The organism is Comamonas sp. 17RB, from assembly GCF_030056555.1.
In the GTDB taxonomy this organism is placed as follows: domain Bacteria; phylum Pseudomonadota; class Gammaproteobacteria; order Burkholderiales; family Burkholderiaceae_C; genus Comamonas; species Comamonas terrigena.
The window spans coordinates 92228-106418 of sequence record NZ_JASHHY010000014.1 but is presented as its reverse complement, the minus strand read 5'-3'; the positions used below and the strand labels follow the sequence as shown (position 1 = coordinate 106418).

Sequence of the window (14191 nt, the reverse complement as noted above, 5' to 3'; positions counted from 1 at the left end):
GGCCGCTAATGCGGCCTTTTTTTAATCAAAGCAATCAGCCCAGGTTCGGTGCCAGTGCCCGGCGCATCACGTCCAGGTCGATGCCGCGTCGCTGGGCCATGTCTTCCAGCTGGTCTTCACCGATCTGGCCCACGTTGAAGTAGGTGGCGTCGGTGTGACCCAGGTAGAAGCCGCTGACGCTGGAGGCCGGGAACATGGCCAGGCTTTCGGTCAGGGTCATGCCGATCTCCTGGGCGTTCAGCACCTTGAACAGATCGGTCTTGGCCGTGTGGTCGGGGCAGGCGGGGTAGCCCGGCGCGGGACGGATGCCTTTGTACTGTTCCTTGATCAGTTGCTCGTTGCTCAGCTGCTCGTCTTCGGCATAGCCCCACAGGTCCTTGCGCACGCGCTCGTGCAGGCACTCGGCAAAGGCTTCGGCCAGGCGATCGGCCAGGGCCTTGAACATGATGCCGCTGTAGTCGTCCAGCGCAGCTTCGAATTCCTGGTCCTTCTTCTCCGCACCGATGCCCGCGGTGACGGCGAACATGCCGGCGTAGTCGGCAATGCCGCTGTCCCTGGTGGCCACAAAGTCGGCCAGGCAGCGGCTGGGGCGCATCACGCCGTCCACGATCTGCTTTTCAGTCTGCTGGCGCATGCCGTACCAGGTGCTCAGCACCTTGGTGCGCGACTCATCGGTATAGAACACGACGTCGTCGCCCACCCGGTTGGCTGGGAACAGGCCCATCACACCATTGGCCTGCAGCCAGCGGCCTTCGATGATCTTCTTGAGCATGGCCTGGGCATCGGCCAGCACCTGGCGTGCCTGCTCGCCCACGACCTCGTCCTCGAGGATGGCGGGATAGGGACCGGCCAGGTCCCAGGTCTGGAAGAACGGGCCCCAGTCGATGTAGCGGGCAATCTCGGCCAGATCGAAGTTCTGGAACACCTTGCGCCCCAGCGCACGGGGCACCACCGGAGCATGGTGGGCAAAGTCCACCGGCGTGGCATTGGCGCGGGCCTGCTCCAGCGTCCACAGCGGGGTCTTCTTCTTGTTGGCGTGCTGGCTGCGGGCCTTGTCGTAGTCGGCCATCACCTCGCTGACATAGGCATCCTTGCCTTCGCCCAGCAGGCTCTGCGCCACGCTGACCGAGCGCGAGGCATCGGGCACATAGACCACCGGGCCTTCGTAGTTGGGCGCAATCTTCACGGCCGTGTGCACGCGCGAGCAGGTCGCGCCGCCGATCAGCAGCGGAATCTTCTTGATGCGGAAGTAGTCGTCCTTGTGCATTTCGCCTGCGACATACTGCATCTCTTCCAGGCTAGGGGTGATCAGGCCGGACAGGCCGATGATGTCCGCCCCCTCGGCCTTGGCACGGGCCAGGATCTCATGGCAGGGCACCATCACGCCCATGTTGATGACTTCGAAGTTGTTGCACTGGAGCACCACGGTGACGATGTTCTTGCCGATGTCGTGCACATCGCCCTTGACGGTGGCGATGACGATCTTTCCCTTGCTCGACACATCCAGGCCGGCGGCTTCCTGCTGGCGCTTTTCCTCTTCGATGTAGGGCACCAGGTGGGCCACGGCCTGCTTCATCACGCGGGCGGACTTAACGACCTGGGGCAGGAACATTTTGCCCGCGCCGAACAGGTCACCCACCACGTTCATGCCGTCCATCAACGGCCCTTCGATCACGTGCAGCGGGCGGCCGCCGCCCTGCACCACGATCGCCTGGTAGGCCTCTTCCGTGTCTTCGGTGATGAAGTCGGTGATGCCGTGCACCAGGGCGTGCGACAGGCGTTCGCTGACGGTGCGGGGGTGCTCGGCCGTGCCGCGCCATTCCAGCTTCTTGCTGTCGTCCTTGGCGTTGCCCTTGGCCTGGTCGGCGATCTCCAGCAGACGCTCGGCCGCATCGGGGCGGCGGTTCAGCACCACATTTTCCACGCGCTCGCGCAGCTGGGGTTCCAGATCGTCGTACACGCCAACCATGCCAGCGTTGACGATGCCCATGTCCATGCCGGCCGCAATCGCGTGGTACAGGAACACGGTGTGGATGGCTTCGCGTACCGGGTCGTTGCCGCGGAACGAGAACGACACGTTGGACACGCCACCGGACACCTTGGCACCGGGCAGGTTCTGCTTGATCCAGCGCGTGGCTTCGATGAAATCGACGCCGTAGTTGTTGTGCTCTTCAATGCCGGTGGCCACGGCAAAGATGTTCGGGTCGAAGATGATGTCTTCGGGTGGGAAGCCGACCTCATCGACCAGCAGGCGGTAGGCGCGCTCGCAGATCTCGATCTTGCGTTCGTAGGTGTCGGCCTGGCCTTTTTCGTCAAAGGCCATGACCACGGCGGCCGCGCCATAGCGCTTGACCAGCTTGGCGTGCTTCTTGAACTCCTCGACACCTTCCTTCATGGAGATGGAATTGACGATGCCCTTGCCCTGCAGGCAGCGCAGGCCGGCCTCGATCACCTCCCACTTGGAGCTGTCCACCATCACCGGCACTTTGGCGATGTCGGGTTCCGACGCAATCAGGTTCAGGAACCGCACCATGGCCGCCTTGCTGTCCAGCATGGCCTCGTCCATGTTCACGTCGATCACCTGGGCGCCGTTTTCCACCTGCTGGCGGGCCACGGCCAGGGCTTCCTCGTACTGCTCGTTCAGGATCAGGCGCGCAAACGCCTTGGAGCCGGTGACGTTGGTGCGCTCGCCCACGTTGACGAACAGCGTGTCCTCGCCGATGAACACGGGCTCCAGGCCCGACAGGCGCATGGGAGGAATAGAGACGGGGACAGCAGCAGACATCGCACTCACCTGTGTGAAAACAATTGGGGATACAAAACAGGTGAGCGCCGTTGCATGCGGCAGGGCCGCAGCCTGCCGGGGCCCCAAGCCTGACGGGCGGGTTGGCATCAACCGGGCCGCTGCAGCGCTCCTTGGGGCGAAGCCTGCAATTTTACGGCGTGCAGCGCCTCCGTGCCTGTTGTGTGCCCGCAAGGCGGGTCGGCCGCACGCTGGACGCTCCCCTGCGGGGCTATATCTGCCCGGCCACCAGGCGGCCGACCGCATAGGTCACGCCCATGGCCAGCAGGCCCCCCGCCACATTGCGCAAGGCCGCCCGCAGGCGCGGTGCGCCGCCCAGGTGCGCCGATGCCACGCCGGTGGCCACCAGCGCCAGCAGCACCGCCACGGCCGTCCAGGGCACGGCCCGGTCTGCGGGGGACAGCAGCACGGTCAGCAGCGGCACCAGCGCCCCGATGGCAAACGACAGGGCCGAGGCCCAGGCCGCATGCCAGGGGTTGGTGTACTGGCCGGGCTGTATGCCCAGCTCCAGCTCCGCATGGGCGGCCAGGGCGTCGTGCTGCGTCATCTCCAGCGCGGCCTGGTGGGCGGTGGCGTGCTGCAGGCCCTTGCGCTGGAGCATGGCGGTCAGCTCGCGCAGCTCGGCCTCGGGCAGGGCCGCCAGCTCGGCCTTTTCCTGGTGCACGGCCGCTTTCTCGGTGTCGCGCTGGGTGCTGACGGAAACGTATTCGCCCGCCGCCATCGACAGCGCGCCCGCCACCAGCCCGGCCACGCCGGCCGCCAGCAGGGCGGAGAAGCTGGCATTGGCCCCGGCCACGCCCAGCACCAGGCCGGCCGTGGACAGCACGCCGTCATTGGCGCCCAGCACGGCCGCGCGCAGCCAGTTCAGCCGGCTGGACAGGGCCGCCCCATGGCTGCGGTCCAGCACCGCATGCGGCGCACCGGCAGGGGCATGGCCTGCGGCAGAAGACGAAGGTGACGAGGAAGGCGATGGCTGCACGGCAAACTCCTGGCACAGACGGCATTCACCCGGACGGTGACGCCGCACCTGCCAAGCATTGTGCGCCGTGCCGCGGATTGCCGGGGTACAGGGATGCCGGAATGCGCACGCACCGCGTGGCGCAAAAAAGCCCGCTGCGATGCAGCGGGCTTTTCAAATTTTTTTGGGAGGGGTGCCGCGCCGGTTACAGCGGTTGCGGTGGCTGCCGCCCGGCGGGGACAGACCGTCAGCTGGCGGCGACCGGCTGTGCCTGGGCCGAGGCCGGCAGGCCAAAGATGCGGTCAAAGCACCAGTTGAAGACAAAGGTGTAGACCATGAAGAACACCAGCAGACCGGCTTCCATCACCACGGCCTGCCACAGCGAGATCTCGAACCACCAGGCCATCAGCGGGATCAGCATGGCGGCGATACCGCCTTCAAAGCCCACGGCATGCACGATGCGGCGCAGCAGGGAGCGGCCCTTCTGGGTCTGGCGCAGCTCCCAACGCTCGAACAGCCAGTTGAACGTGAGGTTCCACAGGATGGCGATGGAGGAAGCCACCACGGCCATCACCCCGGAGGCGCCCGAATCCTGGCCTGTGGCCATGAACAGCAGGCTGGAGACGATGATGGCGATCAGCTCATACAGGCCGACAAACACCACACGGCGCTTGGCCCCTTGCAGGCCCGTGGCACGGACAGGGGTGGCGGTTACGGGAGAAACAGACGAAGCAGAGGAAGAGGCAGAGAGAGAACTTGCGGATGCCATCGCAGAGACGGGTTTCGACATGCTGCGCAGTGTATGTTTTGAAAACTGAAGAAGAAAGTCAGCTTCTTTCAAATTTACTGATAGATTGCCCGGCATGGCTTTTCCTCCCGAACAGGTCCCGCTGTTTCTGGCCGTGCTGGACAGCGGCTCGTTTTCCGCCGCCGCGCGCCGGCTGGGGCGCGTGCCGTCGGCCGTCAGCATGGCCGTTGCCCAGCTGGAGGCCGAGCTGGACCTGCAGCTGTTCGACCGCAGCGGGCGCGAACCCCGGCCCACCGCCGCGGCCCGTGCGCTGGAGCCGCAGGCGCGTTTGCTGGCCGCTCAGCTGCAGCAGCTCAACCAGCAGGCCCAGGCCCTGCACCAGGGGCTGGAAGAGCGGCTGACCTTTGCCATTGCGCCCGAGCTGCTGTCCACCGCCTGGGCCGATGGCCTGGTGCCGCTGGTGCAGGAATTCCCCGCACTGACGGTGGAGGTGCTGGCCGCGCCGCAGGACGATGCACTGGAGCTGCTGCACGCCGGCCGCGCCCAGCTGGCCCTGGTGTTCGAGCGCCCGGCGATTGACGGGCGCGAGGACTTCCAGGAAATGGGCCAGGAAACCCTGGTGGCCGTGATGGCCCCGCAGTTCGCCCCCTGGCGCGCCGCACTGGCCGCCCAGGCACCCGGGGGCCCCGCCCCCCAGCTGAACGTGGACCAGCTGGCCGCCACGCGCCAGGTGCTGGTAGCCAGCCGCGACCCGCAGCAGACCGATCCGCGCTTTGTGTTTGCCCACCAGCAGTGGCGCACCGACAGCCACCAGGCGGCGCTGTCGCTGATCAGCACCGGCCTGGCCTGGGGCTGGCTGCCCAAGGGCCTGGTGGAGGCCCACATTGCCGCCGGCACGCTGCTGGAGATTCCCGTGCAGAACCTGAGCAACGGCACCACCTTGTTCGTGGACTGGGTCTGGTCCAAGGAGCGGCCCCTGGGCCTGGCCGCGCAGCGCTTTGTGCACATGCTGCGCGAACGCCCCGCGCACTGAGCACCGGGCACTGAACACTGAACACTGCAGGTACCGGCTGGCGCAGCCCGCGGATTTATGGCACAACAGTTGCAACAGTGCTTGTGGATGGCACAAGCAGCTACGGTTTTGCCAGCATTTCCCTTCGCACCAGGAGCCGCCTGCCATGGCCACCAAGAAAGCCGCGCCCCCTTCCACGCCCGCCTCCCCGTTCACCAGCCGCGATGCGGCGCTGCGCAAGTGCTGGCAAAGCTGCCAGCCGGGCAGCCCGCAGGCCGGCAGCACCGGGCGCTTTGTGGACCTGTCGCACTTCGACCCGGCCGGAAAACCGTTTGCCACCGGTAAAGGCAAGGCGCAGGACAAGGCCAGGGTGCTGGAGCTGGCCGGGGAGTTGGACGCACTGCAGAACATCTTCTATGCCGACCGGCGCTACAAGCTGCTGGTGATCCTGCAGGGCATGGATGCGGCCGGCAAGGACGGCACGCTGCGCGGCGTGTTCGGCCAGATGTCGCCGCTGGGCGTGCGCACCGTGGGCTGGAAAGCACCCACCGAGACCGAGAAAGCCCACGACTATCTGTGGCGCATCCACCAGCAGGTGCCGGGCGCGGGCGAGGTGGTGGTCTTCAACCGCAGCCAGTATGAAGACGTGCTGGTGCCCGTGGTCAACGGCTGGCTCACGCCCGAACAGCAACAGCAGCGCTACGCGCAGATCAACGACTTCGAGCGCATGCTCAGCGAGACCGGCACCCTCGTCGTCAAGTTCATGCTGCACATCAGCCAGGACGAGCAGCGCCTGCGCCTGCAGGAGCGCCTGGACGATCCGGCCAAGCACTGGAAGTTCGACCAGAACGACCTGCAGGTGCGCGCCCAGTGGTCCGACTACCAGCAGGCCTATGCCCACCTGCTGGCCGCCACGCACACGCCGTGGGCGCCGTGGACCATCGTGCCGGCCGACTCCAAGACCCACCGCAACCTGATGGTGGCCACGCTGCTGCGCGAGCTGCTGCACAACCTGGATCTGCGCTACCCGCCCGGGGACCCGGCGCTGGAAAAAATCACCGTGGTCTGAGTGCGTGCCCCCCCGGGGCCTAGGGACAGCGTCTATGGACGCCCTGCGCCCCGGCACCGAGCATGGATGCCTTGTCACACCGTTCCCATACTGGAGCCCTACCGATGATCGACCGCCGCCTGTTTCTGTCCCGCAGCACCGCTCTCTGCACCGCGGCCGCCCTGCCCGTCTGGGCCCAGAGCCCCTGGCCCGCCCGCCCCATCCGGGTGGTGATTCCCTATGCCGCCGGCGGCGTCACCGACAGCGTGGGTCGCCGGCTGATCGACCAGATGGCCCAGGCCCTGGGCCAGCCCATGGTGGTGGAGAACAAGGGCGGTGCCGGCGGCACCGTGGGCATGGCCGAGGTGCTGAAGGCCGCGCCCGATGGCTATACGCTGGCCCTGACCGCCATCAGCCCGCTGACGCTGTCGCCCCACCTGATGAAGCTGCCCTACGATCCCGCCAAGGACGTGGTGGCCGTGGCGCCGATGATGTATTCGCCGGTCTATGTGCTGGCCACGCCGGCCTTCCAGGGCAAGAGCTGGGAAGACCTGATCGCCCAGGCCAAGGCCCAGCCCGGCACCATCCGCTTCGCCACCTCCGGTGTGGGCTCGGTGGGTCACATCATGCTGGAGCAGATCCAGCACCAGACCGGCGCACAGTTTGTGCATGTGCCCTACAAGGGCGTGGGCCAGACGGTGAACGACGCCGTGGGCGGGCATTTCGAGATCATGACCGGCAACCCCTACGGCACCATCAACGGCCTGATCACCCAGGGCAAGCTGCGCGTGCTGGCCACGACCGGCCCGCAGCGCGCCCCCAACCAGCCCCAGGTGCCAACGCTGGCAGAAAAAGGCCTGGCGGCGGCCAACATCACCTCGCTGTTCGGCTTTGTGGCGCCGGTGCGCACCGCCAGCGACGTGGTGCAGCGCCTGAGCAGCGTGGTCCAGGCCCAGCTGGCCACGCCCGCCATCCAGGAAGCGCTGCGCAGCACCGACAACGTGGGCCTGCAGATGAGCCCGGCGGAATTTGGCAACCTGCTGCAGCAGGAAAGCCGCGCCAATGCGGACATCATCCGCAAGGCCCGCATCACGCTGTAAGGCCGCGGCAGGGCTTGCCGCCCGCGCGGCGGCCGGCCTGCGTCAGAACTGCCAGGCCAATGTGCCCAGGCCGGCAAATTCGGCGTGGAAACGGTCACCGGCCTGCAGCTGCATGCAGCCGCACCAGGTGCCGGTGGTGACCACCGTCCCGGCCGGCACGCTGCCGTAGGCCTGCGCCACATGCTGCAGCCAGTCGCGCAGCAGCCAGGCCGGATCGCCCAGGCTGTGCGTGCCGGTAAACACCTGCGGCGCGGCGCCGTTGAGTGTGACGGCGCAGGTCTGCGCACTCCAGTCCCGGCCCTGCAGCGCGTCCATGCCCTGCCAGTCGCCCAGCAGCAGGCCGCCGTGGCACTGGCCGTCGGCCAGCTGGGCCAGCGCGGGGGCCTTCAGGCCATCGCGCCAGCGCACGTCCACCCACTCCAGTGCCACGCACCAGGCATCCACCAGCGCCAGCGCGCCGGTGTGGTCCAGCGCAGCGGCCTGTTCGGCCGAGACCGCGCTGCCGATGCGCAGCGCAATTTCCGCTTCGGCGCCGCGCAGCTGGAACACAGGTCCGGGCGGCGGTGCTTCGGCCAGACCGCTGAGCACGCCCGGCTCCGGCAGGGGGGCATGCACCAGCGACTGGGCACGGCCGGGGCCGCCGCTCTTCCAGTAGCGCGGCGCACGGTCGGCAGGCCACCAGCCATAGGTCTGGGCCAGTGCGCGCTGCACGGCGCGGGCATCGTCCGGTCCGCGCAGCAGCGGTGCGACATCGGCCCCCAGGGCCTGGGAAGCGCCCAGCTTGCGCGACCACCACAGCGCATCGGCCATGGCATAGGCGTCTTCGTGCAGGTCGGGGGCCTGCTTGCTCCAGTCCGGCAGCACGTCCTGCTGGTCCTGCAGCGCGGGCGCCAGGCCGATGGGGGGGGTGTTGGCAAAGGGGGCAGGACCGCTGGCGCACCAGCTGTCCTGGCAATCGTTCTTTTCAGGCATGGTGCCGATGATGGCAAATTCCGCGCCCGCCTGCGCGGTCCGCAGGCTTTGCGCCGCCGTCGCTGTGACCCTTGGCGCTGTCAGGGCATGCACGGCGGCAAGGGTTTTCCGCGCTGGCGCACGGCTTTCGCGTGGCAAACACTGCGACAGAAGGCTTCTGTTGCAATCACTTTGTCCGAAAGTTAGACACCGATCCAAGATCATGCGCAAAATGCATGAGACCGCAACCAACTGGCCTTGGACAGCATCCGCCGCTGTGCCTACTCTGGAAAAAAGCAGGCGGATGCCGCCCACTCGCGCAGCGGGCGGCATCCATTCCATCTCCACCCAGGCCCTACCATGCAAGCCTCCAGTACCTCCGCATCCAAACCGGCACATGCGCTGCCCTCCTACCTCAACGCCCATGACCTCGGCCCCTGGGGCAACTACCTGCAGCAGGTCGACCGGGTCACGCCCTATCTGGGTTCGCTGGCGCGCTGGGTGGAAACGCTCAAGCGCCCCAAGCGCATCCTGATCGTGGATGTGCCGATCGAACTGGACAACGGCACCATCGCCCACTTCGAGGGCTACCGCGTGCAGCACAACCTGAGCCGCGGTCCCGGCAAGGGCGGCGTGCGCTTCCACCAGGATGTGACGCTGTCCGAAGTGATGGCCCTGTCCGCCTGGATGTCGGTGAAGAACGCGGCCGTGAACGTGCCCTATGGCGGCGCCAAGGGCGGCATCCGTGTCGATCCCAAGACGCTGACCCGCGGTGAGCTGGAGCGCCTGACGCGCCGCTACACCAGCGAAATCGGCATGATGATCGGCCCCTCCAAGGACATCCCGGCGCCGGACGTGAACACCAACGGCCAGATCATGGCCTGGATGATGGACACCTACTCCATGAACACCGGCGCCACCTCCACCGGCGTGGTCACCGGCAAGCCGGTGGACCTGGGTGGTTCGCTGGGCCGGGTGGAAGCCACGGGCCGCGGCGTGTTCACCGTGGGCGTGGAAGCTGCCAAGCTCACCGGCCTGGCCATCCAGGGTGCCCGCGTGGCGGTGCAGGGCTTCGGCAATGTGGGCGGCACGGCCGGCAAGCTGTTTGCCGATGCCGGCGCCATCGTGGTGGCGGTGCAGGACCATACCGGCAGCATCTACAACGCCAAGGGCTTTGACGTGCCCGCGCTGCTGGAACATGTGGGCAATACCGGCGGTGTTGGCGGCTTCAAGGGCGGCGACAAGCTCAAGAACGAGGAGTTCTGGGGCGTGGACTGCGACATCCTGATTCCCGCCGCGCTGGAAGGCCAGATCACGGCCAAGAATGCCGGCAAGATCAAGGCGAAGATGGTGATCGAAGGCGCCAACGGCCCCACCACCCCGGAAGCCGACGACATCCTGAACGAAAAGGGCGTGCTGGTGCTGCCCGACGTGATCGCCAACGCCGGCGGCGTGACGGTGTCCTACTTCGAATGGGTGCAGGATTTCTCCAGCTTCTTCTGGACCGAGGACGAAATCAACGCCCGCCTGGTGCGTATCATGCAGGAGGCCTTTGCCGGCATCTGGCAGGTGGCGCAGGAGAACAAGGTGTCGCTGCGCACCGCCACCTTCATCGTGGCCTGCAAGCGCATTCTGCACGCCCGCGAAATGCGCGGTCTGTACCCATAAGGCCTGGACCGCATCCAGTCTGCAGGGGCCGCGTCAGCGGCCCTTTTTGCATGGCCGCCGGCCGCGAGCGTCAGGGTGCGCTGCGTTGCAATGCCCAGGCGTGGCGCTGCAGGGTCTGGCGCGCCAGATGGAGCACCGGGGCATCGACCATGCGGCCGTCCAGCACGCACACCCCGCCCTGCGCGGCCTCCATGGCCTGCACCACCTGCCGGGCACGCGCTACGGCTTCGGGCGTGGGTGCAAACACCGCATGTACGGCGGCCACCTGCGCCGGGTGGATGCACAGCTTGGCGCCAAAGCCCATGCGCTGGGCGCGCCGGGTGTCGGCGGTGGTGGTGGCTGCATCGCGCGTGTCCACGGTCACCCCGTCGATGGGCTGCGCCAGTGCACCCCGGCGCGAGGCCAGCACCAGGGCCATGCGCACCGGCAGCAGCTCGGCTTCGTCCGGCGCGCACTGCATGCCGGCATCCACCTGGAAATCCAGGTGGCCGAAGGCCAGCCGGGCCACCTGCGGCGCAAGGGCCAGGGCATCCGCGGCATCCAGCCCGGCCACCGACTCGATCAGCGGCACCAGCGCACAGGCGCTGCCCGCCGCAGCGGCCACGCCCTGCAGCGTATCGGCCGACTCGGCCTTGGGCACCACGGCACCGGCCACGCCCTGCCCGACCAGCTGCGCCAGCGCACGCAGATCGGGTGCGTGCCAGGCCGTGCCTGCGGCATTGATGCGCACCAGCAGGCGCGCACGCTGCGCCGCAGACAGGTCGGCGCATGCGGCCAGCAGGGCGGCGCGGGCGCCGTCCTTGTCGGCCGGGGCCACCGCATCCTCCCAGTCGGCAATCACCATGTCGGCACCGCTGGCCAGGGCCTTGGGCAGGCGCTCAGGGCGGTTGGCAGGGACGAACAGAAACGAGCAGGCGTGCTGCACCAGTGCGGACATGGCAGGGGTCTCCAGCTGACCGGAAGCGGTCAGAGGTATTCGGAAATTTCGATCAGGTTCAGATCGGGGTCGCGTACATACACCGAGCGTATGGGACCGCGTGCGCCGGTGCGTTGCACCGGGCCGCATTCCACGGCGATGCCGTGTGCGGCCAACTGCTGCTGGACCTGTTCCAGCGGCACGGCCGCAATGAAGCACAGGTCCAGCGACCCCGGAGTGGGGTGCTGGGCCTTGGGCTCGAACTCCTTGCCCTTCAGGTGCAGATTGATCTTCTGCCCGTTCCAGACAAAGGCCTTGCGGCCTTCGCCAAACGTCTGCAGTTCCATGCCCAGCACGGTGCAGTAAAAGTGCACGCAGGCGGTCTCATGTGCGGTGGTCAGGACCAGGTGGTCCAGGCGGTCGATCAATGCAGTCATACAGGGCTTTATTCCATGGGCACGGCCGTCAGGATGGCGGCCGTGCCACAGCGGGGATTATTCGGCGGTGACGCCAGCAGCCTTGATCACCTTGTCCCAGCGGGCGACTTCAGCTTCCAGGTGCTTGCGCAGGCCTTCGGGGGTGGCTTTTTCGGGCGAGACCAGGTCGGAGCTGAGTTCGCCAATGCGCTTTTTCACGTTGTCGTCCTTCAGCGCCACGTTCAGCGCCTTGTTGATCTTGTCGACCACGTCCTTCGGCGTGCCCTTGGGCGCATACATGCCGTGCCAGACCTTCACGTCAAAGCCCTTCAAGCCCTGTTCGTTCAAGGTCGGGATCTCGGGCAGCGAGGACAGGCGCTCGGACGTGGTCACGCCGAACACCTTGGCACGCTTGCCGTCCTTGATCACCGGCACCGTCTGCGTGGTCTGGTCGCACAGCAGGTCCACCTGGCCGCCCATCAGGTCGTTCATGGCCGGACCGGCGCCCTTGTAGGGCACGGTGGTCAGCTTCACGCCCATCTGGTGCATGAACAGCATGCCGCACAGCTGCGACACGGCGCCGATGCCGGCATTGGCCAGCGAGACCTTGTCCTGGTTCTTCTTGACGTAGTCCTGCAGTTCCTTGAAGTTGCTGGCCGGGAAGTCCTTGCGCGACAGCAGCGTCATGGGCACATCCAGCACCTGGCCGATGTATTCGAAATCCTTCAGCGGGTCATAGGGCAGCTTTTTGTACAGCGCCGGCGCAGTGGCCATGCCCATGTGGTGGATCAGGATGGTGTAGCCGTCGTTCTTGGACTTGGCCACGCGGGCCGGGGCAATGGTGCCGCCCGCGCCCACGGTGTTCTCCACCAGCACGGTCTGGCCCAGGCTCTGGCCCATGGGCACGGCGATCAGGCGTGCCACCACGTCGGTAGGGCCGCCGGCGGTGTAGGGGACCACCAGCGTGATGGGCTTGTCGGGCCAGTTGTTGGCCATGGCGCTGCCGGCACCCAGGGCCAGCACAGCGCCTGCAGCGCAGGCACGCAGGGCCCAACGGCGGGAAGTGGAAGAACGGGTCATGGAGTGTCTCCTTAGGGTCACAGGGCAGGCATTTCTGTGGTGCCATTGCCCTCGGGGGAAAGCATGCCCGCAGCCCCCGCCGCAGACATGCCAGATTGGGTACCGATCAGGCCAGCAGCCGCGCCACACGGGGCCACTGCGCGACCTGCCACAGCTGCTGTACCGCCTGCTGCACCTGCGCAGCAGGTACCTGGCTGCCGTAGGCGGCCAGGCGCAAGGCCTTGTCGGTGATTTCCTGGCGGCTCAGCGTGTTGCCCGGGTCGCCCTTGGGCTCATCCACACGGCCGTGCAGCGTGCGTCCATCGGTGGTCTGCACCGTCACTTTGCCGATCCAGCGTTGCGGATAGGCGGCGTCGACTTCGGGGTCGAGTGCCATCGTGACTTTGTTGCGCAGGGCCACAGTGTCAGCGGCCAGATACTGTTCGTCGAATTCGGTCAAACCCGCATGACCAAAGCGCGCGGCAAGGGCCAGCACGGTGCCCATGGAGAACTTGCTCTGGTGCACCGTGGCGGGCGAGGTGACCGGCCCCAGCACATCGATGGCCCCCTGGTGCACATGGCAGATGACCTGGGCGATGTCGCCGATCTGCACGCCGTCACGTTGCATGACCTGCAGCAGGGCGTCGGCCGCCGGGTGCGTGTGGCGGCAGGAGGCATGCCATTTGAAGCTGGTCTCCGCCGTGGCCCAGCGCGTGCCCAGGCCGTCGGTGAGGCGGGCGGGGTCGGCATCGGTGCTCATGCCGGCGGCCAGCCCTTGCGGGCCGGTGAAGATGTCCTGCGCGCCGGTGAAGCCGTCCTGCGCCAGATAGGCCGCCATCAGCCCGGCCGCTGCCGCGTGCGCGGTGTGCAGCTGCTTGCTGTCGGCCGCGGTGCGCAGAAACTCCCACAGGCCGGCCGCCTGGGTGCCGGCCGAACCCAGCGCATGCTGCATCTGTGCCGGCGTCAGCCCCAGCAGATTGCCCACCGCGGCCGCGGCCGCCAGCGTGCCGGCGGTGCCCGTGGTGTGGAAGATCTTGTAGTGGCTGCGGCCCAGGAATTCGCCCACGCGGATGCCCACTTCATAGCCGGCCACGCAGGCGGCCATCAGCTGTGCGCCGCTGGCGCCCAGGCTCTGCGCCACGGCCAGGGCCGGCGGGAACACCACGGCCGCCGGGTGGAACACCGAGCCGTTGTGCACATCGTCCTGTTCGGCCACATGCGCGGCCGCGGCGTTGGCCAGCGCCGCCATCATGGGCGAGGTCGTAGCGCTCTGGCCGAGCACTTCGCACGGCCCTTGCTCAGGGCCTTGCGACAGCGCGAAGCGCGCAATGCTGTGCACCGGGCGGGCGTTCTGCCCCGCCAGCACAGAGCCGAACCAGTCCACCCACAGGTCTTCCGCCTTGCGCTGCACGGCAGCCGGCACCTGGCTCCATTGCAGGGTGGCGGCGAACTGGGCCAGCGGGTGGATGGCGACTTGGTTTTCTACTTTCATGGCGGTCTCCTGTACTTTGG

The 14191-nt window shown here is 67.3% G+C and carries 12 protein-coding genes and 1 riboswitch; of the genes, 4 read left to right on the top strand and 8 right to left on the bottom strand.

The features are described from left to right. Positions 1 to 34 precede the first annotated feature (34 nt). The 3 genes from metH to QM470_RS21115 all read right to left on the bottom strand — a co-directional run bounded on the left by metH (position 35) and on the right by QM470_RS21115 (position 4530). Positions 35 to 2785, bottom strand: coding sequence for a methionine synthase (gene metH / locus QM470_RS21125; protein WP_283340633.1), 2751 nt, complete (start codon positions 2783 to 2785; stop codon positions 35 to 37). 35 nt (positions 2786 to 2820) lie between these two features. Further along, a riboswitch (S-adenosyl-L-homocysteine riboswitch) is annotated at positions 2821 to 2924 on the bottom strand. Positions 2925 to 3014: 90 nt separating this feature from the next. Continuing rightward, on the bottom strand, positions 3015 to 3782 hold the full coding sequence (locus QM470_RS21120) for a VIT1/CCC1 transporter family protein (RefSeq protein ID WP_283340632.1): 768 nt from the start codon (positions 3780 to 3782) through the stop codon (positions 3015 to 3017). A gap of 226 nt (positions 3783 to 4008) precedes the next feature. Continuing rightward, positions 4009 to 4530: a PACE efflux transporter gene (locus QM470_RS21115; RefSeq protein ID WP_283340631.1), complete on the bottom strand. Its 522-nt coding sequence runs from the start codon at positions 4528 to 4530 to the stop codon at positions 4009 to 4011. 94 nt (positions 4531 to 4624) lie between these two features. On the opposite strand from QM470_RS21115, the gene QM470_RS21110 reads away from it, so the two are divergent. From QM470_RS21110 to QM470_RS21100, 3 genes are all read left to right on the top strand, one after another. Beyond that, entirely contained in the window at positions 4625 to 5542 is a 918-nt protein-coding gene (locus QM470_RS21110; RefSeq protein ID WP_283340630.1) for a LysR family transcriptional regulator, read from the top strand. Between the two features lie 145 nt (positions 5543 to 5687). Next, positions 5688 to 6590: a PPK2 family polyphosphate kinase gene (locus QM470_RS21105; protein WP_283340629.1), complete on the top strand. Its 903-nt coding sequence runs from the start codon at positions 5688 to 5690 to the stop codon at positions 6588 to 6590. Between the two features lie 104 nt (positions 6591 to 6694). Beyond that, the gene (locus tag QM470_RS21100; RefSeq protein ID WP_283340628.1) at positions 6695 to 7669 is read left to right on the top strand and encodes a Bug family tripartite tricarboxylate transporter substrate binding protein; all 975 of its coding nucleotides are present in this window, start codon (positions 6695 to 6697) and stop codon (positions 7667 to 7669) included. Between the two features lie 42 nt (positions 7670 to 7711). Here the strand turns inward: QM470_RS21100 and QM470_RS21095 are convergent, their stop codons facing one another. Continuing rightward, a complete protein-coding gene (locus QM470_RS21095) occupies positions 7712 to 8641 on the bottom strand; it encodes a fumarylacetoacetate hydrolase family protein (protein WP_283340627.1) in 930 nt (309 codons plus the stop codon). Between the two features lie 339 nt (positions 8642 to 8980). On the opposite strand from QM470_RS21095, the gene QM470_RS21090 reads away from it, so the two are divergent. Beyond that, positions 8981 to 10288, top strand: a complete 1308-nt coding sequence (locus tag QM470_RS21090) for a Glu/Leu/Phe/Val family dehydrogenase (protein ID WP_283340626.1) — start codon at positions 8981 to 8983, stop codon at positions 10286 to 10288. A 70-nt stretch (positions 10289 to 10358) separates the two neighbouring features. On the opposite strand, the gene QM470_RS21085 is transcribed toward QM470_RS21090, so the two are convergent. The 4 genes from QM470_RS21085 to QM470_RS21070 all read right to left on the bottom strand — a co-directional run bounded on the left by QM470_RS21085 (position 10359) and on the right by QM470_RS21070 (position 14171). Beyond that, the gene (locus tag QM470_RS21085) at positions 10359 to 11225 is read right to left on the bottom strand and encodes an HpcH/HpaI aldolase/citrate lyase family protein (RefSeq protein WP_283340625.1); all 867 of its coding nucleotides are present in this window, start codon (positions 11223 to 11225) and stop codon (positions 10359 to 10361) included. Positions 11226 to 11254: 29 nt separating this feature from the next. Then, positions 11255 to 11632, bottom strand: coding sequence for a VOC family protein (locus QM470_RS21080; protein ID WP_283340649.1), 378 nt, complete (start codon positions 11630 to 11632; stop codon positions 11255 to 11257). A gap of 66 nt (positions 11633 to 11698) precedes the next feature. After that, on the bottom strand, positions 11699 to 12700 hold the full coding sequence (locus QM470_RS21075) for a tripartite tricarboxylate transporter substrate binding protein BugD (RefSeq protein WP_280012667.1): 1002 nt from the start codon (positions 12698 to 12700) through the stop codon (positions 11699 to 11701). A 106-nt stretch (positions 12701 to 12806) separates the two neighbouring features. Further along, positions 12807 to 14171: an MmgE/PrpD family protein gene (locus tag QM470_RS21070; RefSeq protein WP_283340624.1), complete on the bottom strand. Its 1365-nt coding sequence runs from the start codon at positions 14169 to 14171 to the stop codon at positions 12807 to 12809. Positions 14172 to 14191 lie beyond the last annotated feature (20 nt).

Excerpts from the sequence above, each read along its gene's own strand:
- metH (WP_283340633.1), bottom strand. The coding sequence starts at position 2,785 with ATGTCTGCTGCTGTCCCCGTCTCTATTCCTCCCATGCGCCTGTCGGGC.
- QM470_RS21115 (WP_283340631.1), bottom strand. The coding sequence starts at position 4,530 with ATGGCATCCGCAAGTTCTCTCTCTGCCTCTTCCTCTGCTTCGTCTGTT.
- QM470_RS21110 (WP_283340630.1), top strand. The coding sequence starts at position 4,625 with ATGGCTTTTCCTCCCGAACAGGTCCCGCTGTTTCTGGCCGTGCTGGAC.
- QM470_RS21105 (WP_283340629.1), top strand. The coding sequence starts at position 5,688 with ATGGCCACCAAGAAAGCCGCGCCCCCTTCCACGCCCGCCTCCCCGTTC.
- QM470_RS21100 (WP_283340628.1), top strand. The coding sequence starts at position 6,695 with ATGATCGACCGCCGCCTGTTTCTGTCCCGCAGCACCGCTCTCTGCACC.
- QM470_RS21095 (WP_283340627.1), bottom strand. The coding sequence starts at position 8,641 with ATGCCTGAAAAGAACGATTGCCAGGACAGCTGGTGCGCCAGCGGTCCT.
- QM470_RS21090 (WP_283340626.1), top strand. The coding sequence starts at position 8,981 with ATGCAAGCCTCCAGTACCTCCGCATCCAAACCGGCACATGCGCTGCCC.
- QM470_RS21085 (WP_283340625.1), bottom strand. The coding sequence starts at position 11,225 with ATGTCCGCACTGGTGCAGCACGCCTGCTCGTTTCTGTTCGTCCCTGCC.
- QM470_RS21075 (WP_280012667.1), bottom strand. The coding sequence starts at position 12,700 with ATGACCCGTTCTTCCACTTCCCGCCGTTGGGCCCTGCGTGCCTGCGCT.
- QM470_RS21070 (WP_283340624.1), bottom strand. The coding sequence starts at position 14,171 with ATGAAAGTAGAAAACCAAGTCGCCATCCACCCGCTGGCCCAGTTCGCC.